General features: G+C 45.4%; 25 protein-coding genes and 1 pseudogene. 13 read left to right on the top strand and 13 right to left on the bottom strand.

What is annotated here, in order from left to right:
- The first annotated feature begins 16 nt into the window (after positions 1–16).
- The 3 genes from ITG12_RS18375 to ITG12_RS18365 all read left to right on the top strand — a co-directional run bounded on the left by ITG12_RS18375 (position 17) and on the right by ITG12_RS18365 (position 1,320).
- The gene (locus ITG12_RS18375; protein ID WP_038869648.1) at positions 17–199 is read left to right on the top strand and encodes a hypothetical protein; all 183 of its coding nucleotides are present in this window, start codon (positions 17–19) and stop codon (positions 197–199) included.
- Positions 200–248: 49 nt separating this feature from the next.
- Positions 249–497 carry a hypothetical protein gene (locus ITG12_RS18370; protein ID WP_038869647.1) on the top strand — a complete coding sequence of 83 codons (249 nt, stop codon included), beginning with the start codon at positions 249–251 and terminating at the stop codon, positions 495–497.
- A 484-nt stretch (positions 498–981) separates the two neighbouring features.
- Entirely contained in the window at positions 982–1,320 is a 339-nt protein-coding gene (locus ITG12_RS18365; RefSeq protein WP_038869644.1) for a hypothetical protein, read from the top strand.
- 162 nt (positions 1,321–1,482) lie between these two features.
- On the opposite strand, the gene ITG12_RS18360 is transcribed toward ITG12_RS18365, so the two are convergent.
- The 3 genes from ITG12_RS18360 to ITG12_RS18350 are packed head-to-tail and all read right to left on the bottom strand — an operon-like array spanning position 1,483 to position 2,684.
- Positions 1,483–1,725, bottom strand: a complete 243-nt coding sequence (locus tag ITG12_RS18360) for a hypothetical protein (protein WP_038869642.1) — start codon at positions 1,723–1,725, stop codon at positions 1,483–1,485.
- Positions 1,726–1,766: 41 nt separating this feature from the next.
- Positions 1,767–1,982, bottom strand: a complete 216-nt coding sequence (locus tag ITG12_RS18355; RefSeq protein WP_005433583.1) for a DUF3820 family protein — start codon at positions 1,980–1,982, stop codon at positions 1,767–1,769.
- 3 nt (positions 1,983–1,985) lie between these two features.
- Complete coding sequence (locus ITG12_RS18350) at positions 1,986–2,684, bottom strand: DUF3313 domain-containing protein (protein ID WP_038869640.1); 699 nt, start codon at positions 2,682–2,684, stop codon at positions 1,986–1,988.
- A 161-nt stretch (positions 2,685–2,845) separates the two neighbouring features.
- Between ITG12_RS18350 and ITG12_RS18345 the strand changes: the two genes are divergently transcribed.
- Positions 2,846–3,154, top strand: a complete 309-nt coding sequence (locus ITG12_RS18345) for a cysteine-rich CWC family protein (RefSeq protein WP_248874664.1) — start codon at positions 2,846–2,848, stop codon at positions 3,152–3,154.
- 60 nt (positions 3,155–3,214) lie between these two features.
- On the opposite strand, the gene ITG12_RS18340 is transcribed toward ITG12_RS18345, so the two are convergent.
- Entirely contained in the window at positions 3,215–3,559 is a 345-nt protein-coding gene (locus ITG12_RS18340) for a HopJ type III effector protein (RefSeq protein WP_005442588.1), read from the bottom strand.
- A 232-nt stretch (positions 3,560–3,791) separates the two neighbouring features.
- On the opposite strand from ITG12_RS18340, the gene ITG12_RS18335 reads away from it, so the two are divergent.
- Positions 3,792–5,561, top strand: coding sequence for a choice-of-anchor I family protein (locus ITG12_RS18335; RefSeq protein WP_248874661.1), 1,770 nt, complete (start codon positions 3,792–3,794; stop codon positions 5,559–5,561).
- Positions 5,562–5,655: 94 nt separating this feature from the next.
- On the opposite strand, the gene ITG12_RS18330 is transcribed toward ITG12_RS18335, so the two are convergent.
- Both ITG12_RS18330 and phhA read right to left on the bottom strand, forming a co-directional pair.
- A complete protein-coding gene (locus ITG12_RS18330; protein ID WP_005433587.1) occupies positions 5,656–5,994 on the bottom strand; it encodes a 4a-hydroxytetrahydrobiopterin dehydratase in 339 nt (112 codons plus the stop codon).
- On the bottom strand, positions 5,984–6,778 hold the full coding sequence (gene phhA / locus ITG12_RS18325) for a phenylalanine 4-monooxygenase (protein ID WP_248874660.1): 795 nt from the start codon (positions 6,776–6,778) through the stop codon (positions 5,984–5,986). Before phhA ends, ITG12_RS18330 begins: the two co-directional genes overlap by 11 nt.
- Positions 6,779–6,999: 221 nt before the next feature.
- Here phhA and ITG12_RS18320 point away from each other — a divergent pair, with 221 nt between their 5' ends.
- Entirely contained in the window at positions 7,000–8,970 is a 1,971-nt protein-coding gene (locus ITG12_RS18320; RefSeq protein ID WP_248874658.1) for an acetoacetate--CoA ligase, read from the top strand.
- 63 nt (positions 8,971–9,033) lie between these two features.
- Here ITG12_RS18320 and ITG12_RS18315 read toward each other — a convergent pair whose 3' ends face one another.
- Complete coding sequence (locus ITG12_RS18315; protein WP_042605292.1) at positions 9,034–9,609, bottom strand: methyltransferase domain-containing protein; 576 nt, start codon at positions 9,607–9,609, stop codon at positions 9,034–9,036.
- 172 nt (positions 9,610–9,781) lie between these two features.
- Between ITG12_RS18315 and ITG12_RS18310 the strand changes: the two genes are divergently transcribed.
- Complete coding sequence (locus tag ITG12_RS18310; protein WP_038869630.1) at positions 9,782–10,660, top strand: LysR family transcriptional regulator; 879 nt, start codon at positions 9,782–9,784, stop codon at positions 10,658–10,660.
- A gap of 175 nt (positions 10,661–10,835) precedes the next feature.
- On the top strand, positions 10,836–11,729 hold the full coding sequence (locus tag ITG12_RS18305; protein WP_248874655.1) for a cation diffusion facilitator family transporter: 894 nt from the start codon (positions 10,836–10,838) through the stop codon (positions 11,727–11,729).
- 1,121 nt (positions 11,730–12,850) lie between these two features.
- Here the strand turns inward: ITG12_RS18305 and yddG are convergent.
- The gene (gene yddG, locus ITG12_RS18300; RefSeq protein WP_248874653.1) at positions 12,851–13,753 is read right to left on the bottom strand and encodes an aromatic amino acid DMT transporter YddG; all 903 of its coding nucleotides are present in this window, start codon (positions 13,751–13,753) and stop codon (positions 12,851–12,853) included.
- A gap of 129 nt (positions 13,754–13,882) precedes the next feature.
- Here yddG and ITG12_RS18295 point away from each other — a divergent pair, with 129 nt between their 5' ends.
- The 4 genes from ITG12_RS18295 to ITG12_RS18280 all read left to right on the top strand — a co-directional run bounded on the left by ITG12_RS18295 (position 13,883) and on the right by ITG12_RS18280 (position 17,400).
- Positions 13,883–14,029 carry a hypothetical protein gene (locus ITG12_RS18295; protein WP_005453721.1) on the top strand — a complete coding sequence of 49 codons (147 nt, stop codon included), beginning with the start codon at positions 13,883–13,885 and terminating at the stop codon, positions 14,027–14,029.
- 12 nt (positions 14,030–14,041) lie between these two features.
- Entirely contained in the window at positions 14,042–14,692 is a 651-nt protein-coding gene (gene elbB, locus ITG12_RS18290; RefSeq protein WP_005442612.1) for an isoprenoid biosynthesis glyoxalase ElbB, read from the top strand.
- Positions 14,693–15,025: 333 nt separating this feature from the next.
- Positions 15,026–16,174, top strand: coding sequence for an L-threonine dehydrogenase (yiaY, locus tag ITG12_RS18285; protein WP_005442614.1), 1,149 nt, complete (start codon positions 15,026–15,028; stop codon positions 16,172–16,174).
- 149 nt (positions 16,175–16,323) lie between these two features.
- Positions 16,324–17,400 carry a PQQ-dependent sugar dehydrogenase gene (locus ITG12_RS18280; RefSeq protein WP_038881914.1) on the top strand — a complete coding sequence of 359 codons (1,077 nt, stop codon included), beginning with the start codon at positions 16,324–16,326 and terminating at the stop codon, positions 17,398–17,400.
- A gap of 28 nt (positions 17,401–17,428) precedes the next feature.
- Here the strand turns inward: ITG12_RS18280 and ITG12_RS18275 are convergent, their stop codons facing one another.
- Complete coding sequence (locus ITG12_RS18275; protein WP_038881915.1) at positions 17,429–18,424, bottom strand: S66 peptidase family protein; 996 nt, start codon at positions 18,422–18,424, stop codon at positions 17,429–17,431.
- 124 nt (positions 18,425–18,548) lie between these two features.
- Between ITG12_RS18275 and ITG12_RS18270 the strand changes: the two genes are divergently transcribed.
- Entirely contained in the window at positions 18,549–19,163 is a 615-nt protein-coding gene (locus tag ITG12_RS18270) for an HAD family hydrolase (protein WP_038881916.1), read from the top strand.
- 108 nt (positions 19,164–19,271) lie between these two features.
- On the opposite strand, the gene ITG12_RS18265 is transcribed toward ITG12_RS18270, so the two are convergent.
- The 4 genes and pseudogenes from ITG12_RS18265 to ITG12_RS18250 all read right to left on the bottom strand — a co-directional run bounded on the left by ITG12_RS18265 (position 19,272) and on the right by ITG12_RS18250 (position 23,855).
- The gene (locus ITG12_RS18265) at positions 19,272–19,751 is read right to left on the bottom strand and encodes a Dps family protein (protein ID WP_005388254.1); all 480 of its coding nucleotides are present in this window, start codon (positions 19,749–19,751) and stop codon (positions 19,272–19,274) included.
- A gap of 449 nt (positions 19,752–20,200) precedes the next feature.
- Positions 20,201–21,224 (bottom strand): annotated as a pseudogene (locus tag ITG12_RS18260) (IS110 family transposase).
- 155 nt (positions 21,225–21,379) lie between these two features.
- Entirely contained in the window at positions 21,380–23,380 is a 2,001-nt protein-coding gene (locus ITG12_RS18255) for a methyl-accepting chemotaxis protein (RefSeq protein WP_038881956.1), read from the bottom strand.
- Positions 23,381–23,501: 121 nt separating this feature from the next.
- A complete protein-coding gene (locus ITG12_RS18250; RefSeq protein ID WP_038881953.1) occupies positions 23,502–23,855 on the bottom strand; it encodes a hypothetical protein in 354 nt (117 codons plus the stop codon).
- Positions 23,856–23,926: the final 71 nt, after the last annotated feature.

Genomic DNA, 23,926 nt, shown 5'->3' with positions numbered 1-23,926 from the left:
TTGATAGTAAAACTCAATGGTTGAGACTCGAATTTACAATAACTTAGCGTCACAAAGCCAAGTATTATTACATCGCGGCAATGAACTGCACAAAACCGCGACTTACATTTGGCGTAAAATTGGAGATAGCCCCTATCTTGAACTTGCAAAGCAATGTTCTGCTGAGCAAATCCTAGCTTGGTTTCTAACGGTAAGTTAGGTAGAGTACGCGACCATTGAGTATCTGCAATTCGAAGAGATCGAAGATAATGAACATTGATAATCACGTTATCGAAACATTGGAAGAGCTAGAAGCTTTCCTACATCTAATTGAAAGTGGCGCGCTAGGTCTTGAAGGCGTCGCTGGCGTAGCATTAGCAACAACCAACACTGATGGCCGTCCATTTGTTGCAGTATTGGACGAAAAGCATCAATTAGTTCTTGGACGTTGGGTTTCTCAACACGTTTACGAACACGGAAAAGACATCGTTCGTCACGGCCCGCAGCGCAAGCATTAATCCTGCTTTTAAATGACAAAAAGCTCGCTTATATCGCGAGCTTTTTTGCACCCTCCGTAAGGCATTTCAGCCCATTCCTACAATGCCCGCTCGCTTTCTAAGCTATTGTTCAAAAATAAAAAATAAGCTTGTCTGCATGGTAACCAGTCGTGACATTTCGCTGACAAAACAAGATAAGAAATTCCTAGAATTTATCTCGGAAGCGATTTCTAATTGTCGTTTCCAGACACCATCGCAGAGCAGTGATCCTAGTTGCTCTGTTTGCCCCTTATAGTCCGCTTGACAGCCTTGGGCTATACGGGGCTTTTTTAGAGATCTCTGTATGCTTGTTATGGCCACTTAATATTAGACAGAAACCTGTCTCAAGTTGACGTGGTGAATGTCAGGAAGTAGCACAGAATTATCGCCTTGAACAACTAAATTTCTACTACGTTCTGTACTTGATAGTGATAGAATCTCCGCATCAAAACTATCGAGCAACTCTATGTTTATCCATCATGTAAACGGCATCGACTGGCTGGTGATTACAGCTTTTGAAGAACTGAAACCTATATTCATCGAAGACGCTGATGCGATCCCCTCTTGTTTCTCTATCGACAGTGAATTGAGCCTGATTGATCAAGCCAAGCGCACTTATGGATATTTGCCTGCACTCAACGGTGTAATCACGGATACCGGCACGTTTGAAAGCCAAGATAACGAAGAAGACTTGAACCCACAGCTAGCATGCTTAGTCGAGGGACGCGGGCGAGTGTTTATCTATCACGGCGGATTTGTCGCTTTTGTGGATGATGACCAAACCTTTATTACCCGAATGAACTGAAAATTATTCCACGAGAAAGGCAATGCTGCGGTTAACTAGCGAGCAGCATGGCTTGCAAGGAATGGGGCAAAAAAGAGTCAGCTTGATAGTCTGACTCTTTTGTATGAAGCCGAGGGTATTGCGAGAAAAGTGGTAGGTAGTTGAATCGGTTGAATCCGCTTATTACTGAGGCTGGTGGCCAGTCTTCTTTGCAAACTCCTGCATCGCTTCGGCAAACGTTGTGGTCCCGCCTTTCGCTTGAACCTGTATCACCTTGTACCCCACCTTTTCCAACGCTTGGCGTTCTGCCAAAACCGCTTTGTCATCTTGCTGACTGCCCTTTGCAGGTTGATGAAGGTAACACCCTTCTAGTTGACCATCTTCGACCAGTTGGTGGTGTTTCAGTGCATTAATATCAAAATTCATGGTAATTCTTTAAATCAAAAATAGGGAGTTTCTGTGGCAGGTTACATGCGCTTTAAAGGCTTAACAACACTGTCCAAGCCTTCAATTTTAAGTGCGAGGCAGAGCTTTAGCAGTTCGCCTAGCTCCCCTTCCGGAAAACCTTTTTTATCGAACCAGAGTAGGTATTCTTCTGGAAGATCAATAAGAACACGCCCAGCGTATTTGCCAAACGGCATTTGCATTCGAGCGAGTTTAATAAGGTTTTCTTTTTCTAACATATACTACTGAGTCTGTTGGGATAAATCTTGGCTAAGAGTAACACCCAAGCGATCGACCCACCAGTTAATTGCATCTTTAGCATCGTCTAAAGAGTCAATCATAGTCGAGAAGTCTTTATTTCCTGCTTGACGATCAATCGCGGCGAACAAAGGCGCATCGCTCTCAGAATCACTCACCAGTAACTCCACCGTCGCAGAACCTACATTGGTATGCTCACCTGTCGTAATTTTTGAGATGGTCGAGATCCCTAAACCAACTGGAAGAATGCTTGAGGTAACCGCAAGAAGAGGGTTAGGCGTTTCTACATTACTGACTGCAATGCTCAAGCGAAGTGTTTTTTCACCGGGTTGGTCGACAATCTTTTTGACCGGTGAGATGCGCGCTTTTAACTGCTCAACCATGTAAGTCGTCAATTCATTGATTTCTTCATCATCGAGCTCAGATTCTTGAACCACAACCATTACTCGGTCAATCACCACGCTATCGTATTCATCCATTTTCTCTTTCAATCGAGTAGCATCGCGCAAACCAACTCTGGCCCAAACAAGATCAACGCCACCCTCTGGTCCGGGACGAAAATCTTCATAACTGGTGAATTTCGTCGCACTGACGACAGGACCACCTGCACATCCACTCAAGATGAAACCCAGAGTTACAACAACCGTCGCCTTAAACAAGCGCTCAACCAATGACTTAAACATACCAACTCCTCAAACTTTGAGTATACAGTTTATCATTCCATATAAATTTGGCTAGTATTTATTCACTTAATGGATGTTTTGTTGAATCAAGTATTGAGCTTCCCGCTGCACAATTTCATGTTAAAGTACGCCGCTTACTGGAAAGCATAACGAGAAAAATAATGAAGTCACCTTGCCGCGCAGCCTGTAAGAACAACGGCGGAATCTGTTCTGGCTGTCACCGAACCATGGAAGAAATCGTGCAGTGGAAAGATAAGTCTGATGCTCAACGAGACGCGATCATCGAACAATTGGTTGGAAATGATTCAACCCACTCTTGTCCTGAGTGTGGCACGAACGCGCACTGCGATATTGCTGCGGGGAAAAAGACGTGCTGGTGCTTTGATATTGAGACCAGAGATTTACCAAAGCCAGAAGCGGGACAGCTTTGTTTGTGTCGTAAATGTTTGGAGAAAAAGCCAGTCGCCTAGCCTATCGAATATAGGACATAACGGACTGGCTATCATTGAAATGAAGGTGAGTTCTGCGAACTATTTCTGCGCTAACGCTTGGGATTCAAACTTCACGCCATCCCAGCCTGTCACCATAAAGTTACGAATGTTTTGATGGTCGTTGTTCTCTGGATGTGCCAATACGTCTTCACGGTAGAAGCGACCAAAACACGCCAACGTTGCCTCTTTGCTTAGGTTATTCAGTTGACCAAAAGCGAAGATCTTGCACGAGCCATTATTCTCACCGGCATTATTCTGCGTTTCACCATTCACAAAAGCCGCTGGCGTAAACGCGTAGTTTGCCTCAATGGCTGCCATTGTCGTTTCAAATTCTACTGTCTCAGGTGATGCCGCTAGCGCATCCAAAAATTCTTTAAGTTCCATTATTTCTAGTTCCTAGTGTCTTTTCATCTTAAGTGTTCGACATACGTTCAGATTAAAACTGACACATTTGTTTCATCAAAAGCCAATATAAGAGTCATAAATCATAAATATATTCAGAGCCTTATTTAACAACACATCAATCAATGCACCATTCCTCACTGTTGTAGTGAATGAATAGATATCTAATTAAGGTGCATTGAGCAACATTGTATCTGCTTAATAAGGAAATATCATGACCACCCCATTTAAGGCAATAGGCGTATTGGCATTATCTTCACTTGCCATCGCATGTTCATCTCAACCTGACGATTCTCTCTCTTCGTTTGCAGCCCAATGTAAAGCACCAGTAGCACCTGTTGCTGGAGAGACATCCATCCAAGGTTTGACCTTTATGGGAACGTCTATCGCTGACGCACCATTCGATACATCAGCAGCAGAAATCGTTCAATATGATGCGTGTACTGACAAGCTTTACGTGGTCAACGCTCAAGCAAAGCGGGTCGATGTACTTTCTATGGATGACAACGGCGCACCAACGCAAACCGCATTCATCGATCTCAACAGCGCGGGCAAAGCGGCAGGCGTTGAAATTGGCGCGGCAAACAGCGTTGCAGTCTTTAATGGTTTAGTCGCTGTAGCGATTGAAAACAGCAATAAGCAGGCGAATGGCATTGTTGGCTTGTACCGTTCGGATGATTTGTCGCTGATCACCACCTTCCCTACTGGCGCATTGCCAGACATGGTTGGCTTCTCAAAAGATGGCAGATACATTGCGACAGCAAACGAAGGTGAGCCAAATGGTGACTACAGTGTCGATCCAGAAGGCAGCATCACATTGATCGACTTGAGCCAAAGCGTCAACCAAGCAGAAGTCACGCAGATTGGTTTCAATGAGTTTGATGGTGCACGTAAGTCTGAGTTACCTGCAGATGTTCGAATCTCTGGTCCAAATGCCACAGTGGCGCAAGATCTAGAACCGGAATACCTCACTTTTGCAGACAACGGCAAAATCTACGTTGCACTGCAAGAAAACAATGCAATGGCAATCGTGAACCCTGAAAGTAAATCGGTAGAGAAGATTGTGGGTCTGGGCGAGAAATCTTGGTCTGACTCGAAACTGGATGCTTCAAACAAAGACAAAATCATTGGCAACTTTAAGAGCTACCCTCAACTTGTTGGTTTGTACATGCCAGATACCCTCGACAGCTACTCGGTAGATGGCAAAACTTACATCCTCTCTGCCAACGAAGGTGACGGTCGTGAATATGGCTTCAAAACAACACAAGCTCTGTGTGACCAAGCGGGCTTTAAGTGGGATGAAGACGATTTCCTCGGTACAGATGAATATACTTCAGAGCGAGGCACCTGTTTAAGCCATGTTGATGAGGTGCGCGGTAAGAAGCTGAAAGTCGCAGCAGATCACCCGCTGGCAGAGGCACTAAAAGACAACAAACAACTCGCGCGTCTAAAAGTGATTAAGCCTGAACAAACGCTTTCTGCGCAAGACAATGTTCAAGCGTATGGTGCCCGTTCATTCTCTATTTGGGATGAAAAAGGCGAGTTGGTTTTCGATAGTGGTGACGATTTCGCGACCATCGCATTAACGAATGAAGGCAAGAACTTCAACAGCACCAACGATAGCAATGACAGCGGCGATGACCGCAGCGACGACAAAGGCATAGAGCCAGAGGCAATTGAAGTGGCACAAATCAACGGTCGTCATTACGCGTTCATCGGCTTGGAGCGTCAAGGCGGCATCATGATTTATGACATCACAGACCCGAAACAAGCGCAGTTCCTGCATTACGTAAACCGTCGTGATTACAGCCAACCAGTTTGTACAGAAGTGGAAGATGGCGAATGCGCGAACGACACTTACAATCCAAAAGCAGGTGATTTGGCGCCAGAGTCAATCAACTACTTTGCTCGTAACGGACAACACTTTATCGCAGTAGGCAATGAAGTTTCAGGCACGACGTCTGTGTTTCAAATTGAGCTTTAATACCCACTCTTCAAGAGAACAAAATTAAAAGTAAAGCGCCCGAACTTCAGTCCGGGCGTTTTTGTTTATAACGAGTGAGCATAATCACTCAACTCTATTCTTCAATCGCCAATGCGTCGCACTTCGAAGCACAGATAAAGTCGTTCTTATGCAAACCTTTAATAGAATGGCTCCACCACGTGATGGTCACTTTGCCCCACTCCAGCAAGATAGATGGGTGATGGAATTCATCTTCTGCAAGCTCGGCAATCTTGTTGCTAAACGCCCACGCTTGTTTGAAGTTCTTAAACTTATAGACCTTCTCAAGTTGAGGAATCTCATCTCTCTCAATGATCTGCCAATCAGATAACTGCAGCAGCAAAGACTGTTGTTCCTCTTTACTAAGTGCAATGGCATCGATACTACAAGCTTCGCATTTTTGTTCATTCAACATGAGCAGGTTCCTTTGGTTCAAAAAGTGGTGGAAGCAATCCGGCTTCAATCGCTAGATCGGCTTGTTTCAATAAATTCAGTTGGCTAATTTGGAAAAGCTGGGACAAATCTTCAATCACGTAGTATTTCGGCTGCATGATGTCGATTCGATAAGGGGTTCTTAGCACAGTTTGCAGGTCAAACTCGTCTCTAATCGCGATGTCGCTTTCCAATGAATAGATGGTTTCTCCCGGAGATGAAAGGATGCCGCCACCGTAGATCTTTGTTTTGTTACCCTCTTGAACCAAACCGAACTCGACTGTAAACCAATATAAACGCGCAAGGTACCCTCGCTGCTTTGGTGTCGCGGCTTGTCCAAGCTGTCCGTAGTGCTCGGTAAAGGCGGCAAAATCAGGGTTGGTGAGCATGGCACAATGACCAAAAATCTCATGGAAGAAATCTGGCTCTTGTAGATAATCAAACTCTTCTCGCGTTCTCAAAAATGTCGCGACTGGGAAGCGTTTATTTCCAAGCAAATTGAAGAAACGATCAAAGTCGATCAATGCAGGTACTGGCTCCACTTGCCAGCCCGTTGTTTCCATCAAAACACGATTGATTTCGGGCAGCTGTGGCACGCGGTCATGTGGTAAATCGAGTAGCTTGAGTCCATGCAGATAAGCGCTACATGCACGGTCTTGAATCACGCTCATTTGTCTTGTGACCAAGTCGTGCCAAATGGCATCCTCTTCATGGCTCCATTCCACCCTTCCATCCTGATCGACGGGTTTTGAATGATACTGAGTCATCGCACATCTCCGTTAACAAATCCTTTACATTAAGCCTATCTACACTCTTTTGTCCTTCCAATCCCCTGACCATTTTCCACTCAAAATTTAGGTGTAACATTTTCTTTACATTAACAGCTAACACATTGATATACATAAGGAGCCAGTTTCTCCAACGAGTTTGACTTTATTTCTGGTTCACCTCAGACTGAAAACGTTAAAACTTTGTTATAGAGGGAGCTATGCGCGAGAGCAACAAAGTCTGGCAGCCGACGGAAGATCGAATCGAGCAAGCCAATATCACGCAGTTTATCGAGCACATTAATCGACAAGGTTTCGAGCTCAAAAACTACTCTGATTTGCACCAATGGTCTTTGGCGCATAACGAGCATTTTTGGAAAGAGGTTTGGCAGTTTTGCGACCTAATTGGCACGCAAGGCGATACCGTTAAAGCGCAAGGTGAAAGCCGTTGGCAATCACCAATGCAAAATCGAGATGCCGTGTGGTTCCCTCAAGCTCAAGTTAACTACGCAGAGAACCTGCTTAGTTTGGCAGAGCAACAAGCCGATGAGCTAGCGATTTGGTTTGAAAACGAACGCGGTGACAGGCAGACCTATACATGGAAACAGCTTTGTGACGAGGTCTCGAGCGTTCAGCAGTGGTTAGTCGAATGTGGCATCAAGCAAGGCGACGTGGTTGCAGGTTATTTACCACATATGTCACAGACCGTTATTGCAATGCTTGCTACCACCAGCTTAGGCGCGACTTGGACGTCTACCTCTCCTGACTTTGGGGTAGAAAGCGTTATTGAGCGTTTCGGGCAAGTGAAGCCAAAGGTTCTCTTTACCTGCGATGGTTATACCTTTAACGGCAAAACCTTCGATATGTCGGATAAGAACCATCACATCGCAGATCATCTTGATGGACTGAAACAAGTATGCCAGATCGGTTACCTCAAACCACATGTGTTTGAGTGCGATGTTTGTACTCACGATTGGCAAAACGTCATTAATCAGTATTCCCCTGTTCCGTTGCATTACACTCGAGTGGAATTCAATAGTCCGCTGTTTGTGCTTTATTCCTCCGGCACAACTGGCAAGCCTAAGTGCATCGTGCATTCTGTTGGCGGTACGATTCTCAATCACCTTAAAGAGCACCAGCTTCATTCAGACATTCAGCCTAAAGACCGCGTCTTTTATTACACAACTTGTGGTTGGATGATGTGGAACTGGCACGTATCTGCTCTAGCGAGTGGCGCATGCTTGGTGATTTTCGATGGCAGCCCAGTTCACCCAACACCCAATGTGTTGTGGGATTTAGCTCAGCGCGCCGAGGTGAGTCTCTTTGGTACTGCCGCCAAGTACCTAGAGGCGATAGAAAAAGCCGGACTGTCGATAATCCAAGATGACTCTCTCCCTGCTTTAAGAACTTTGTGCTCTACGGGCTCAGTGCTTTATCCAGAGCAGTTTGATTACGTGTATCAACACATCAAGCAAGATCTGCACTTGGCTTCTATTTCAGGCGGAACAGACATCTGTGGCTGCTTTGTATTAGGCAACCCTATCTCGCCTGTTTATCGTGGTGAATGTCAGTACGCTGGTTTGGGTATTGATGTTCAAGTGTTCGACTCGCAAGGACAAAGCGTGAGTGAACAACGTGGTGAACTCGTCTGCACCAACTCTATGCCTAACTTTCCTGTCGGCTTTTGGAATGATACCGGCGAACGCTACCACAACGCTTACTGGGACAAGTTCGATGATATCTGGCATCACGGTGACGATGTCGAACGCAGCGCCAAAGGTGGATTTGTTTTTTACGGTCGTAGCGATGCATTGTTGAATCCTGGCGGTGTGCGCATCGGCACAGCTGAGATTTATCAGCAGGTAAATGCCATTGAAGGTATCGTCGATTCTATCGCTGTAGGTAAAGAGGTCGATCGCAATGAGCAAATCTGGCTGTTTGTGCAGACCGCTTCGGGTGTCACTTTAGATGACAGGTTAGTAGCAGAGATTAAGTCGCGCCTCAAAACGTCCTGCTCGCCAAGGCACGTGCCAAGCCAAATCTTCGCCATTAGCGACATTCCTAAAACACGCTCAGGGAAGTTGGTGGAACTTGCAGTCAAACAAGTCATAAATGGCAAGGAAGTCGAGAACTTAGGTGCGATTGCGAATCCAGACGTTTTAGAAGAAATTCGACAACTCACTTTTGTCTAGCGAATCGAAGGAAACAAAAAAGCGAGCTAGATTGCTCGCTTTTCTTATGTTCTTTATCGGAGATTAACGGCGACCTACGCCCATTAATACTGACATTGTGTGCCCGTCTGATGTGATTTCGAAGACCTTCTTCGTTTCTACCTCAGCAAAGCCTGCTTTGATAAGTGCATTCTCTGATTTCGCTAGAGTGAAGCCCTCTTTCGCTGAATCTGCAACCCAATCGAAGTGAACAAAATAGCCACCTTTATTGAGTAATGAATGCGAAATCTTTAATGCGGTTTCAAAATCATCAATGAATGCAAGCACAGAAGATGCCACTACAAGATCAAACTGATTACGAAACGCTGGATGTTGAGCAACCAAACCACGGGTTAACACATCTACTACCGGTTCAACGTTTACAAGTTCTTTCTTATCGAGCTCTTCGATCATAGCTTCGGACGCGTCCAATGCCACAATGTCTTTAGCGGATGGTGACAACAGCTGGCTTAACTGCCCAGTCCCACATCCAAAATCCAATACTTTAATGCCATCAAGCTGAGTAAGCTGTTGTAACTGTGCAAACACCGACTGAGCAAATTGTTCTGTTGCTGGGTTTGATTCCCAATTCTTTGCTAAGCCGTCCCAATCTTGTGCCATCGTGGCCTCCATGTTCACTTCTTGTAACCCCCATAGATTACCGCAAAAACGTTAAAACACCATAGACTTATCTGGCGAATCCGTGTTTTTTTCGATAATCTTTCTTACCATTAGAAAGTCAATTCCAACGTACTGCGCGTTATTACCATTTCACTTTAGGTCTCGTCTAATCATGAACTTAGCTCAAGTTGAAGCTTTTTGTACCATTGCCGAGTGTGGTTCCGTCTCAGAGGCGGCACGCCAATTAGACTGCAATCGAACCAAACTCAGCATGTCGATTAAAGCGCTTGAAAAAGACTTAGATGTTGAGTTATTCCTTCGCACGGGCAATCAACTCATGCTCTCTGAAGCAGGAAAGGCGATTTATAAAGATTGCGAAAACCTGCTTGTTACAGCTCAACGTATCAAGAAAACCTGCGCTCTAGTGTCTGATGGGTTCAACGCAGAAGTTTGGGTCGCACGTGATGACTCCCTTCCTGATGAATTATGGCAAGAGCTATCTCACACACTCAATAATCGCTTCCCCTCAACCACCTTCAACTTAATATTGGCGTCCAGTGGTGACCTTTCAAATTTAGTCAGTACACAACAAGTCGACTTTGCATTTGGTGTGGACTACGAACGTGTCGACGACCCGCATATTGTCTACAATCCATTAGGCAAAATTCGAATGATGTCGGTCTGTGGCTTTGATCACCAACTGAGTAAAATGCGCCGTGTAACCGATGAAGACCTGCGTAACCAAATGCAAGCTTTGATGGTGTACTTGAATGAAAAAGACAACCCGGAACTCCACCCCTTTTCTACTCGATACATTGGTTTTTCCAGTTTTGACTACATGCTAAACACCATTTTGGAAGAAGACGCATGGGGTGTATTGCCAGAGCCTTTGATCCGACATTATTTGAGACATCAGAAACTTGCAGTGATCAAACACACCTATGGTTTGACGCAAGAGGACTACTGTATGTTTGTGCCAAACGGGCAAACAGAGCACCCTGCAATGAGTTGGCTGGCTGATAAATTAAGCGAGTATTTATTCGACTTCTAAACATATTTCACTGAGCGTCAAATATATTGACAGAAAGAAGTAAACATAAGTCACTGAATAATAAGAAAACCACCAAAGAACCATCTCATATCGATTAAATGTCACGCAGTTTTAATTTGCTTAAATTCGCCCAGAAGAGAACAATGTAAGGGTGTAGAAATAAAAGGCATATTTTATGTGTGACAGGACAAGCAAAAACGAAAACCGAATCTTAACCTTCTCAGCCCTTTTAGCTTCTGGGTTTGCAGTCGGTGGGATGGTACTTGGCTTGCTTGTTGGGTCGATCGTCATCGTATTTGACGGTGTTTATTCTCTGGTCAGTCTGCTGTTAACTTTATTGTCACTGGCAGCTTCTTACTACATCAGCAAGCCATCAAAATCTATTTTTCCTTTCGGCAAGGCTGTACTTGAACCTATCGTTATCGCTATCAAAGCAGCGGTTATTCTAATTGTGGTTGCTTTCTCGTTGTTCTCAGCGGTAACCGCGCTGATGTCAGGCGGCCGAGAGGTTGATGCTTCTATTGCAACTATCTTCGGTGTCGTTAATGTAGTTGGTTGTGGTTACGCTTGGTGGTTTATGGCGAAGAAAAGCCGTCGCTTCTCGTCAGGTTTAATCGAAGCTGAGAAAAAACAATGGCAAATGGATACGCTTTTAAGTGTTGCTGTTACAGCAGGTTTTATCGCTGCTTGGTTAGTATCATTAACATCATACGCCCACTACGCCGTCTATGCAGACCCAATGATGATGCTATTAATGGGCTTCTATTTCCTTAAAGTACCATTTGATATGCTAGTTGGTGCCCTACGCGAACTGTTAATGATGACACCAAGCAAAGAGTTGTGTCAGAGCGTTGGTAAAGACGTTTCAGACATCGAAAAAGTGACTGAGCACCAATTGAAACTGGCTGGCGTTACTAAAGTTGGTCAAGAGCTACGAGTAAATGTGAACGTGCATGTGGATGACGACACACTAGAGCTTGATACGCTAGAGCACACTCGTAAGCAGCTTACTAAGCGACTATCGAAGCACAGATTCAAGCTTCAATTACAATTGAACGTCGCGTATTAGAGCACCACCAGAAATCATTAGAACTCAAAAGAAAAGCTCCCAATCTCGGGAGCTTTTTTATTTCTTCGATTGATGCACTTACAACCCCCTCCAACTCCCCCTTTATCGACTTGAGTTGCTTCGCATTTGAATACGGCGATTAAGGGGGAGGGCTATTCTTTGCTAACTTAAGATCGCCACTCCTCTACTGATCCTGCGAATGCTAATAGTGCGCACTAGACTAACCTCGGATGTAGAACCAGTCCCTCCCCTTTGACTCGGGGTGTTGAGAGCTTAGATGCCAAATACAAGGGGAGGTTAGGAGGGGTTGGTGCATTGAACTGTGGTTTGTGAACTTGCCCCCACCAGCTCTCCCTTTTATTGACTGAAATTGCTTCGTGTTTGGATGCGGCGTTCAAGGAGAAGAGCTATTCTTTGCTAACTTAAGATCGCCACTCCTCTACTGACCCTGCGAATGCTAATAGTGCGCACTAGACTAACCTCAGATGTAGAACCAGTCCCTCCCCTTTGAATCGGGGTGTTGAGAGCGTAGATGCCAAATACAAGGGGAGGTTAGGAGGGGTTGGTACATTGAACTGTGGCTTGTGAACTTGCCCCCACCAGCTCTCCCTTTTATTGACTGAAATTGCTTCGTGTTTGGATGCGGCGTTCAAGGAGGAGAGCTATTCTTTGCTAACTTAAGCTCGCCACTCCTCTACTGACCCTGTGAATGCTAATAGTGCACAATGGACTAACCTCGGATGTAGAACTAGTCCCTCCCCTTTAACTCGGGGTGTTGAGAGCTTAGGTGCCAAATACAAGGGGAGGTTAGGAGGGGTTGGTACATTGAACTGTGGCTTGTGAACTTGCCCCCACCAGCTCTCCCTTTTATTGACTTGAGTTGCTTCGCATTTGAATACGGCGATTAAGGGGGAGGGCTATTCTTTGCTAACTTAAGATCGCCACTCCTCTACTGACCCTGCGAATGCTAATAGTGCACAATGGACTAACCTCAGATGTAGGACGAGTCCCTCCCCTTTGACTCGGAGTGTTGAGAGCTTAGATGCCAAATACAAGGGCAGGTTAGGAGGGGTTGGTACATTGAACTGTGGCTTGTGAACTTGCCCTCTCCTACAGAAAACTTATCCAGCAGCTTCGCGCTTCTCTTTAGTGACCAGCCAACACATCAACGAACCAACCGTTACCATTACGACCCCTTGCCAGAAACTGTGGCTTAGAGTGACACCCAGAATAATAGAAGAAAACAGAGCAGAGAAAATCGGCGTAAAATAAGACAAGGTTGCGAGAAACATCATATTGCCGCCAACAATCGCGATATTCCACAACCCGTAACCACCAGCCATTAAAGCTGCAGAAGCCACTAAGTACTCCATCGCTTGCCAGCTGAATGCCATTGGCGGCTCATCAGTAAAGGCGTATTTGATCCACAAAGAGATGGCTGTCGCGATAAAGAACAAAGTAATCGCGTTGTGCTTCGATTGTTGTCTTTGAGTCAGATTGCAATACACAGCCCAGATGACTGAGCCTGCAAATGCCATAAAGTAAACAATCGGATTGCTACTGATGTTCGCCAATAACTGCGTCGGTGATAAACCGCTATCACCACTGACCGTCCAAGCGACACCAATGAATGCCAACATAACTGCCGGGTACAGTAACCAGTTCGGCTTTTTGTTACTGCCCAATACCGCAAACAAAACGGTTAGTGCCGGCCATAGATAATTGACGATGGAAACTTCAATCGCCTGAGAACGAGAATTGGAGTAGCCCAATGCCAGCGCGAGGAAGATCTCGTAGCAGACAAACATCGCCCCACCCAGAACCAAATACTTGGGTGAGAAATACGACAGTTTTGGGATGCCAACCACAATCAACAGAAAAATGGAGCTCAGAGAATACAGCATGGCTGATCCACCCACGGGTCCCAAACTTTCTGTCACCAATCTTGCGATGCCTAGCAAACAGCTCCAAGAGAGAATGGCGATACAACCATAAAGGGTGAAACGAAACTGATAGGATTGCATGTTATCTATGTGACCTACTGCTCATGAATGCCAAAGGAAACTGCAGCTTAACTCAAAAATGATCCGCTTCAACGTACTCTTTTTCCAAAATCGGTATAAAAACCACTCTATTAAGCGGTTGGAGTCGATATGAAACATTTTCTGCCTTCGAGTGTCATGCTGACACCGTTTGTTGTGCGCTACTATGAGGAAGACGACGAAAGTGAAAACGTTGAAACACATTCGGAAACGCATGGTCTAGATAGTGAAGAACAATCTAAGGAACGTTCAGAGTAAAGGAATCCAATCATGAAAAAAGTCGCAGTCATTTTAAGTGGTTCAGGCGTTTACGACGGTTCTGAGATCCACGAAGCCGTATTGGCGCTCTACGCCATCGAGAAGGCAGGTGCAACTTGGCACTGCTTTGCACCTAACATTGACCAACTCCACGTCATCAATCACCTAACCGGTGACGAAATGGATGAAACACGCAACGTCTTGATCGAATCAGCTCGTATCGCTCGCGGGAACATTGACGATGTCGCCAAACTTAACGTTGATGAATACGATGCCCTACTGCTTCCAGGTGGATTTGGTGCCGCGAAAAACTTAACCGACTTCGCCGTTTCGGGTGCGGAGTGTTCGATTAATACTCACGTTGCCCAAGCGTGTCGTGCATTCGCTCAGGCGGGTAAACCTGCAGGTTATTTATGCATCGCACCAACCATTATCCCTATGATTTACGATCAAGGTGTAAAAGGCACTATTGGTAACGATGAAGCCACTGCTGCAGCATTCGGTCATATGGGGGGTGAGCACGTCAATTGTCAGGTGGATGAAATCCATTTCGATGAAAAACACAACGTGCTTTCAACACCAGCTTATATGTTAGCGGAGAATATCTCCCAAGCTGCGTCAGGCATTGAAAAACTAGTAGATAAGCTAGTTAAAATCGCCTAAATCGAAAACGTTTGCTTAAAACACACCATACGAACCCCATTGATAGACTACATATTAATAGGGATTTTTTATACTTTAGTCTAATTGAGAGATAAGCCGTACGAATCTTGTTATTTTTGCCAATCGTTTGCGTAATAAATGAGATATTTCAGCTACGTTAAGTAGGTGTTGCACCATCTCACTGTGCAACAAGACTGTCATCACACTTTCAGCCCTCAAGATACCCCTAAGGGGTTAAACTTGTCCTAGATCAATCTAAATCAAGAACGGGATATGCAAGAGTAAATGACAGATTAAGAAAGATTATTAAAAATAACGACGGAGCAATCCAATATGACAAGTGCATTTTTTATCCCTACCGTAAACCTAATGGGCGCTGGTTGTCTGAAAGACGCAGCAGACAGCATCCAATCTCAAGGCTTTAAAAAAGGTTTGATTGTTACGGATAAGATTCTTAACCAAATCGGTGTAGTAAAGCAGGTTCAAGATCTACTAACAGAGCGCGACGTGGCAACTGTTGTGTTCGATGGCACTCAACCAAACCCTACTATCAGCAACGTTAACGACGGCTTAGCACTTCTTACTGATAACGAATGTGACTTCGTTATCTCTCTTGGCGGTGGTTCACCACACGACTGCGCGAAAGGTATCGCTCTTGTTGCTTCTAACGGCGGCAAAATCGCAGATTACGAAGGCGTAGACCAATCTGCAAAACCAATGATGCCACTTATCGCAATCAACACGACTGCGGGTACGGCATCTGAAATGACGCGTTTCTGCATCATCACTGACGAAGAGCGTCACATCAAGATGGCTATCGTTGATAAGCACACAACACCGCTTATCTCTGTAAACGATCCAGAGCTAATGCTAGCTAAACCTGCTTCGCTAACTGCGGCAACAGGTATGGATGCCCTAACTCACGCGATTGAAGCTTACGTATCTATCGCGGCAACACCAATCACTGATGCGGTAGCAATCAAAGCGATTGAGCTTATCCAAGCGTACCTACGCACAGCAGTGAAAAACGGTGAAGATCTAGAAGCTCGTGAACAAATGGCATATGCACAGTTCATGGCGGGTATGGCGTTCAACAACGCTTCTCTGGGTTACGTACACGCAATGGCACACCAGCTAGGTGGTTTCTACGACCTTCCACACGGTGTTTGTAACGCGATTCTTCTACCTCACGTACAGCGCTACAACGCGCAAGTATGTCCTGAGCGTCTACGTGATGTAGCAAAAGCAATGGGTGTAAACGTAGAAGGCATGTCTGCTGAAGCAGGTGCAGCGGCAGCAATCGACGCTATCGTTACTCTAGCGAAAGATGTGGGTATCCCAGCAGGTATTAAAGAGCTTGGTGCGAAACTAGAAGACATCCCAACACTAGCAGACAACGCACTGAAAGACGCTTGTGGTTTCACTAACCCTAAACAAGCAACTCACGAAGAAATCTCTAAGATCTTCGAAGAAGCGATGTAATCTCGCTACATAAACAATTCTCTAGCCTTAATTCAATCCCCGATCTCGTATCGGGGGTTTTTTACATTCTTATACAATCCATGCTCTGCAAAACGTTCTCTTTTAGTGTTAGCTTTTAAGCATTAATACGATTCATATTGGAAGGAACCATGAGAACGATTGCTGCTGCCCTACTCGCTTGTTTATCCCTTTCTGCCAACGCTGCCGAATACCGCGCTAACGAAGTGGCGAATGGATTTCAGATCCCTTGGGGGATCGAGTTCTTAGATAACCAACGCGTTATCGTTAATGAAAAGAACGGTACGGTTTCGTTGCTGGATATCACATCAGGCAAACCTCAAAAGCTGTTTAACGTCCCCGATGTGAACACCAGTGGGCAAGCTGGCTTATTGGATGTCGCGCTCGCACCGAATGCCGATAAGCAAAACCCGCAACTCTTCTTTACCTACAGCAAGCGCACGAGCAAAGGCAATACGGTGGCGTTAGCGACGGCGCAATTGCAAAACAATCAGCTTGTGGGTTGGAAAGATCTCTTTGTTGCTGATGCCATCACCGACATAGGGCGTCACTACGGCAGTCGACTTTCATTTGTAGACGACAAAGTTTACTTCTCAATCGGTGACCGTGGTGAACGTGATAATGGGCAAGACACTCAAACCCATGCTGGCAGTATTCTGCGTCTCAACCTTGATGGTTCGGTTCCGCAAGAAAACCCATTCAAACCTTCCGAAGCTCGTCCTGAGATATGGAGTTACGGGCACCGCAACCCACAAGGCATGTTTTACGACGAAACAACAAAACAGCTGTGGTCGATTGAACATGGACCACGCGGTGGCGATGAAATTAATCTAATCAAGAAAGGCGCAAACTACGGCTGGGCAAAAGTCTCTCATGGTAAAGAATATTGGGGACCGTTGGACGTCGGGGAAGCTAAGTCGTTACCGGGAATGGAAGATCCAAAGTTGGTGTACATCCCTTCTATCGCACCCAGCAATATGATTTTGTACCGTGGCGATAAATACCCAGAGTTGGACGGAAAAATCCTCGCTGGTGCATTGAAACTGGCGCACATCAACGTGGTCTCTATTGAGAATGGCAAGCTCACCGAATCAAAGAGATTGATGGAGAATCTTGGTGAGCGAGTAAGAGATATAACCATCAGCCCCGATGGTTATATCTACTTTTCTACCGACAGCGGCAAAATATTTCGTCTTGAGGAGAAATAGTTTTCTCTTAAGAGCTAGTCAGACAAAGCTAGCTCTTTAAACTCACTGCCACCGTTTCATTGTCAAAATCGAGCGTCATGGTCGAGCCCAATGGAACGGTGAGCATTGGGTGGGTATGACAGCTGTCAAAGTCATACAAAATTGGCAGTGGTTGACCGTTAAGTACTTCTAATAACACGTCTATAGGTGCTCGTCCTGTGCCTTTATCGTTGAACTTTTCATGCTTGCCGAGCACAATCGCACCAACTTTATCAAACACGCCAGAAAGCTTGAGCAGCGCAAAAGAGCGTTCGACCGTTTCAATGCCCTGCAAACAATCTTCCACTAGCAAAATATCGCCTTGTTCGATACTCGGCATAAACTTACTTGCCCAAATACCCGTCATGGTATTGAGGTTGCCACCAATCAAACGTCCGGTGATCTTGCCTTCGCCTTTAAAGTGCCACTGGTTCGCTAGCGTGTGCTTTGCGCGGTCTTGCTCGCCCCACTCTATCCATTCATCTGTCCAACCTTGAGGCATTGTGTATTGATGCGCCAATCCATCTAACGTATTCACAATCGACTCAAACGAAGCGAAGGTCTCGTCCACCAGTGGCGGGAATTCACCCAGAGATGCCACTAAAGCGGGACCATAGAAAGTAACGATGCCGGTTTGTGCATAAATGCCCATGAGAAGAGCCGTCACATCCGAATAGCCAACAATGATCTTGGGATCTTTCTTCAATGCCTCGTAATCAATGTAAGGCAGCAATGAGTTACTGTTGTAACCGCCAATGGTCGACATAATACAGCGCACTTCAGGATCACGAATCAGCGTATTCAATTCTTCTACTCGCTCTTGAATCGAACCCGAGCGATATTGGTCAGTTTTGCCCGTTAAGCTACCTGCTTTTAGCTGGTAACCATGGGATTCCACATACGCTTTGGCACGCTCAAAACGCGCTGGCGCAAATACCGTGGCTGGAGAGGATGGCGAGAAAAAGCCGATGGTGTCGCCTTTTTGTAATGGTTTAGGAATGATCATGCGCGTCCTTGTTTTGTGATACATCGTTGATTTATTTTCGTACAATCTAAGCAGAAGAATCTAAACTTAACAATAACCTTTTGTTTTTTAAAACGATAGTTCGGTTAAGTTGTACGAGGTCATTATGATTCCATTCCCTTTACAGCTCGATAAAATTAAAGCCGTGGTGTTTGATTTAGACAACACCTTGGTGAGTTCTGATATGAACTTCGGCGAATTGCGACAACAGCTAGGTTGTCCGCAGAGTGAAGATCTATTGGATTTTGTCGACGCACTTAAGCACCCTCATCATCGAGAGCACGCTCATAACGTGATATTTGATTACGAGATTTCTGATGCTGAGCAGTCTGCTCCAATGATTGGCTGCCATGAGTTGCTCGCCCACTTGCATCAAAATGAAATCAAAACCGCTATCGTGACGCGCAACTGCCAAATCGCCACGCAGCGCAAACTAGAGCACAACCAAATCTCTGTGGAGCGAGTCATCACTCGTGAATGCTTCCCGCCCAAGCCAGACCCATTGTCTTTGCAGGTGTTGGCGAAAGAGTGGCGTTTGATGCCTGATGAAGTGCTTTATGTCGGCGATTACCTTTACGACTTGCAGGCAGCGTATAACGCGCAGATGCCCTCTTGCCTTGTGCATCATGGTAATCAAGAAACCTTCAATGATTCAGCCTCATTGGCGCTTAATGAACTCAGTGATTTATTGAGCCGTTTCGAATCCTTACCACGCAAATAAAGCACACATATAAAATACGCAAACAAAAAAAGGGGCACCAACGTGCCCCTTATGACTTATTCCCGATTGTTTCATGCGTTCCCAAGGATTACTTGGGTGATGCGCCACTTAGCCTTGTAGGTAAGCGTTAAGCATCCACATTAATTTTTCTTGCTCACGGATGTAGTCACCCATCAATGCCGCTGTACCTTCGTCATCTGCTTCACCCGCGTTTTGTAGAATCTCACGCTGTTTTAGAAGTAGAACGCTAAAGCCTTGAACCAGACCTTGTACACACTCCTCACCAGAAGTCGCGTTTTGATGTTCTTTAATTTCACTTGCTTCCAAGTAGTTGCTGAATGCATGCGCTGGCGTATGACCCAAAGTTAGAATACGCTCTGCAAGCTCATCGATTTTTGTTTGTAGATCAGTATAGATTTCTTCAAATTTTACGTGCAGTTCGAAGAATTGCGCACCTTTAATGTTCCAGTGGTAACCGCGAGAGTTCATGTACAACACTTGGTAATGCGCTAGCAGTTGATTTAACTGTTGAGCTAGTTGTGCTGATTGTTCGCTGTCTAGACCAATTAGGCTTACTTGTTTGTTCATAATCTTGCTCCTAGAAGGATGATACCAATCGTAGTAACGAACGATTCTCTTACCGGGATTGATATAAAGTTTAAAAATTCTTTTGCAGTATTTGCTGCCGATGGAGTCATATTACGACTCCGGCTCGGTGAAGAAAATTTGGTTTTAGCTATGATTTAAATAGCCAAATCCAATGAGCAAGTAGACGAATATCGGCGTATCATCCAACAAAAATGTATGGTCCGCCCCGTTATTGCAACTACAATTTAGTAATAACGGAGTTGGTTTGCGCTAATGTATTCGGAGTCCACGTTGGGAACATTAACTTCCCCGCTCCACGATGATATCCGCGCCAGATTATCCTTAAAAGCCCCAAAGCAACTAGGTGCTATTTTTTGTATCAGGTTACTAATCTGGCCGATAGACCGTTTTTGTCATCACGTTCATTGGCGTTGCAAACTTGGTTATGGCTATACAGCCTTAAAAGCTTGGCGGTGGTACAACACCGCCCAAGCTATTCTTGCTAGCTTATTGGCAAGTGCGACTACCACTACATTAAACGGCTTTGTTGCTCGTAAATTGACTAACCAATCTCCAAACACTTTTCCTGTTGTTTCTATCCTAGATAGCACGGATACTCGCTCCATGTATAAATAGAGCGCGAAGGTGTTTGTTCCCTCGTTTACTCATGCCTAATAGCTTTGATTTGCCACCCGTTGAATACTGCCTTGGAACGAGTCCTAGCCATGCAGCCATCTCGCGACCTCCACCAAAGTTTGAAGGAGAACTGATATTGGCCACACACAACGTTGCTGTTAAATCACCAATACCAGGAATACTCTTCAAAAGTTCAGCATTTTCATTATTTTCATTATTTTCAGTAATCGCTTTCAGTTTTCTATCTTGAGTAGATACTTGCTCATTTAGGTATTTATAGTGCTCATGAATCGAGAGCAACTCAGCGACCAGACCCGGTGGTAGCTTTATATCTTGCTCGGCCAACCACTGAAATAGCGCTTTCATCTTGGCATGGCCTTTAGGAAAACTCAGCCCAAACTCAAGTAGTATTGCTCCAATTCGGCTCATACAAGCCGTTCGTTCTTTGATATAACCATCCCTCACTCGATGGATAGCTGCGATTACCTGAGCTTCCTCTGACTTGGTAGAGACAAATCTCATGCTTGGTCGACTCGCTGCTTCTGCTATCGCAGCCGCATCAATAAAGTCGTTCTTATTACCTTTGACGTAAGGTTTTACATATTGAGGCGGGATAAGTCGAACTCGATGCCCATAGGCTTCACACTTTCTCGCAAGCCAGTGAGCACCACCACAGGCTTCAAAAGCGATGATGGTAGGTTCAAGTACAGATAAGAAACGGAGTAGTTGGCTTCGACTAAACTTACGGCGAATAACGTCTTTGCCAGTGTGATTGTTGCCAACCGCATGAAAGCAGTGCTTGCCTAAATCGATACCTAAGATGTGAATGGTAGACATATGGTTCACCTCGTTCTGAGAGCCTACTCTAAGCGTAGGGCTTGAGAGTGAGGCGGACCATATAATTAGCCCCAACCCTTTTTGTGTAAAAAGGATTGGGGCTTTTTTACTATTTGGTTAACGTTCAAAAGTAGATGAACAGACGTAAACCTTATCTACGCCGTTTTGAAAGTTGCCATCTGTTGATTCAGCTCGGTAACTTGCTCTTTTACTTGCAATGATGTCTCTGATGCACGTTGGCTGTTATTCGAAACCTCATCCACTGATTGAGTTATATCGGACATCAATCCAGTGATCGAATTGGTCGCATGAGATTGCTGCTCTGCCGCTGCCGCAAGTTCTGCCATTTGTTCATTCAAAGAACCAATTTGTTCAGTAGTGATGAGCAAACGAGTTACCGCTTTTTCAATGTGCTCAGCGCCCTGCTCCGCCAGTGATTGACTGTGTTCAATCTCCTCAACCACCGAATTAGTCGAGCGTTGAATCGCATTAATGATGCCGTTGATTTCTGTCGTCGATTGAGTGGTGCGAGTCGCTAACATACGCACTTCGTCCGCCACCACCGCAAAGCCTCGTCCTTGATCACCTGCACGCGCTGCTTCTATCGCGGCATTCAATGCCAGTAAGTTAGTTTGCTCTGCCAAGCCCTCAATCACCTCCGTAACTCGACCAATGGCTTCGCTCTCTTTGCTTAACTGCGTCACTTGCGTGCTCGCGGTTTCAATGCTGCCATGTAAGCTTTCCATGGTGACTTTGTTTTGCTCTAGTGCATCGCGACCTTGTTCAATCTCGCCTTTTGAATCAGAAAGCTTCTGCACCGATTGATTGGCTTGATCTAGGGTGTTACGCGCGGCTAAAGCGATTTCATCCAATTGGCTTCCCATTTCAACAATGCTGGTCTGTTGCTGTTCAACATTCGATGAAGTGACTTGCGCCGATTCCAATAAAGCCCCCATGCTGGTATCCACTTGGTGCGCTTTCTCACTCACCCCTGCCACGATGCTCGCTAACGATTGGTTCATGCGGTTAATCGAATCGGTAAGGTCTGCCAATTCATCTTTCCCAACAACGGTGAGCGGAGGCTGAGAAACGTCCCCTGAAGCGATCGTCTTTGCACGCTCCGATAAGTTTTTCACTCGACGACCAATGGTATTGCCCATGTATTTTGAAATCGCTACTGCGGCAAACAAAACCAATGCCGCAGCAATCAACATGGTGGTGAGTACGTTCTTGATCGACTGATTAATACCCTTTCCACTTTGATCAGCACGACTTTGCTGAGCCAATACGATCGTCTCTAAGCTTTGGTCTAGTGCATCCGCTGCTGGTAACAGTTCGTTCGCCATCAGCAAGTTTGATTCGTTCCACTCTGGCGATTGACGCAATGCAATTACCTGCTCTGCCAAAGGAAAGTACAGTTGCTGCATTTCTTTAAACAGTGACCACAGTGATTGGTCGTTATCGGTAAGTCTGTCGAGTTTGCTGTCGATTTCCGCCACAGACTGATTATGGTACTTAATCAAGTCGTGGTATTTGTCTAGATGATTTTGCTGCCCGTACAACAGGAAATCTCGCAGAGCAGACAGTGCATTGGCGAGCGAGGTATAACTGTCGGCGTAGACTTTAAACAAACGCTTTCTGTCCCCACCAAATGGGTTTCCTGACTCTTCGTTGATTAAGCTTTGAAGCTGATCAAGTGCTACTTCTGCAATGGGTGCCGCTTCGTTAATAAAGAGGTTGTGCGCGGGTAAGTTCTCATCACTGTGGCTGAGCTCAATCAACTTGTTTAGAGAGACTTTTACCGCGTCCCACTGGCTTTGAATCGCTTGAAAATCCTGTTCAGAGATCAAAGCCTGCAACGTTGGAAGCGACTCGTCTGTTGACGCCATGATATTGCGTACGTCCTCACTCAGACGTGCGCTCGCCTCTTCATCGCCACCTAGCAACATGTAGGCTCGAATAGAAGACAGCGACGCTTGAACGGACTGTTGGATACCGCGGCTGGTGTCGACGGTCGGTAAATCGGATTTAAGTAATGAAGAGGCGTATTGCTCTACGGTGGTGACGTTGCGATACGTGAATACCGCTGATGCCATAAAAAGTACGGCTAGCAGCACAAAACTGAGCTGCAACTTCCCTGATATCGTAAGGTTCATCCATAAACTCCTGAGAACGATGAGCCTTAAATATAACGATGTTTGCAAAAATGTTAAATACAGGTATCAAAAGTTACTAAGAAAACCATGTAAACCACTATTTCAAGCCAAGAAATGGGACTTATTCGAAGTATGGTATGCGCTCACTACGTAAAATCAGATAATTAACGTAAGTCGTTTCTAAGCAGTCTTGCTCCCACAGCGAAAGAATCCGCTTGGTGGCAAAATAGTAATCTTTATTACGCAGTAGCACGCCCACCGTACGACTGAGCTGCTCAAAGCGCTGTTGCTCATTAGCAGAGATGTAATTGTCTTTATTTTGAATGATGGGCGCCAATCCATCGGCAAACCAACTGTTCAGAATTTCACGCATCTCTAGTTCTGACTCCGGCACATCCATACACGATAACTCACGATGCAGTGGCGGCGGTACTATGTACTTTGACGCTTTTGGCGAACTGACATAACGGTACATGTCGCTCCTCCTTGTAATTCACTCTTTAACTAACTAAGAATACTTTTTTCAATTTCCAAGTTTTTTCTACA

The sequence above is a fragment of the Vibrio sp. ED002 genome (genome assembly GCF_023277445.1).
GTDB classification, from domain to species: Bacteria; Pseudomonadota; Gammaproteobacteria; order Enterobacterales; family Vibrionaceae; genus Vibrio; species Vibrio jasicida.
Note: the sequence above shows the minus strand (reverse complement) of the source record. Positions and strands in the feature narration are given on the sequence as shown.

Coding starts and splice junctions, on each gene's coding strand:
- ITG12_RS18375 (WP_038869648.1), top strand. CDS start 17: ATGGTTGAGACTCGAATTTACAATAACTTAGCGTCACAAAGCCAAGTA.
- ITG12_RS18370 (WP_038869647.1), top strand. CDS start 249: ATGAACATTGATAATCACGTTATCGAAACATTGGAAGAGCTAGAAGCT.
- ITG12_RS18365 (WP_038869644.1), top strand. CDS start 982: ATGTTTATCCATCATGTAAACGGCATCGACTGGCTGGTGATTACAGCT.
- ITG12_RS18360 (WP_038869642.1), bottom strand. CDS start 1,725: ATGAATTTTGATATTAATGCACTGAAACACCACCAACTGGTCGAAGAT.
- ITG12_RS18355 (WP_005433583.1), bottom strand. CDS start 1,982: ATGTTAGAAAAAGAAAACCTTATTAAACTCGCTCGAATGCAAATGCCG.
- ITG12_RS18350 (WP_038869640.1), bottom strand. CDS start 2,684: ATGTTTAAGTCATTGGTTGAGCGCTTGTTTAAGGCGACGGTTGTTGTA.
- ITG12_RS18345 (WP_248874664.1), top strand. CDS start 2,846: ATGAAGTCACCTTGCCGCGCAGCCTGTAAGAACAACGGCGGAATCTGT.
- ITG12_RS18340 (WP_005442588.1), bottom strand. CDS start 3,559: ATGGAACTTAAAGAATTTTTGGATGCGCTAGCGGCATCACCTGAGACA.
- ITG12_RS18335 (WP_248874661.1), top strand. CDS start 3,792: ATGACCACCCCATTTAAGGCAATAGGCGTATTGGCATTATCTTCACTT.
- ITG12_RS18330 (WP_005433587.1), bottom strand. CDS start 5,994: ATGTTGAATGAACAAAAATGCGAAGCTTGTAGTATCGATGCCATTGCA.
- phhA (WP_248874660.1), bottom strand. CDS start 6,778: ATGACTCAGTATCATTCAAAACCCGTCGATCAGGATGGAAGGGTGGAA.
- ITG12_RS18320 (WP_248874658.1), top strand. CDS start 7,000: ATGCGCGAGAGCAACAAAGTCTGGCAGCCGACGGAAGATCGAATCGAG.
- ITG12_RS18315 (WP_042605292.1), bottom strand. CDS start 9,609: ATGGCACAAGATTGGGACGGCTTAGCAAAGAATTGGGAATCAAACCCA.
- ITG12_RS18310 (WP_038869630.1), top strand. CDS start 9,782: ATGAACTTAGCTCAAGTTGAAGCTTTTTGTACCATTGCCGAGTGTGGT.
- ITG12_RS18305 (WP_248874655.1), top strand. CDS start 10,836: ATGTGTGACAGGACAAGCAAAAACGAAAACCGAATCTTAACCTTCTCA.
- yddG (WP_248874653.1), bottom strand. CDS start 13,753: ATGCAATCCTATCAGTTTCGTTTCACCCTTTATGGTTGTATCGCCATT.
- ITG12_RS18295 (WP_005453721.1), top strand. CDS start 13,883: ATGAAACATTTTCTGCCTTCGAGTGTCATGCTGACACCGTTTGTTGTG.
- elbB (WP_005442612.1), top strand. CDS start 14,042: ATGAAAAAAGTCGCAGTCATTTTAAGTGGTTCAGGCGTTTACGACGGT.
- yiaY (WP_005442614.1), top strand. CDS start 15,026: ATGACAAGTGCATTTTTTATCCCTACCGTAAACCTAATGGGCGCTGGT.
- ITG12_RS18280 (WP_038881914.1), top strand. CDS start 16,324: ATGAGAACGATTGCTGCTGCCCTACTCGCTTGTTTATCCCTTTCTGCC.
- ITG12_RS18275 (WP_038881915.1), bottom strand. CDS start 18,424: ATGATCATTCCTAAACCATTACAAAAAGGCGACACCATCGGCTTTTTC.
- ITG12_RS18270 (WP_038881916.1), top strand. CDS start 18,549: ATGATTCCATTCCCTTTACAGCTCGATAAAATTAAAGCCGTGGTGTTT.
- ITG12_RS18265 (WP_005388254.1), bottom strand. CDS start 19,751: ATGAACAAACAAGTAAGCCTAATTGGTCTAGACAGCGAACAATCAGCA.
- ITG12_RS18255 (WP_038881956.1), bottom strand. CDS start 23,380: ATGAACCTTACGATATCAGGGAAGTTGCAGCTCAGTTTTGTGCTGCTA.
- ITG12_RS18250 (WP_038881953.1), bottom strand. CDS start 23,855: ATGTACCGTTATGTCAGTTCGCCAAAAGCGTCAAAGTACATAGTACCG.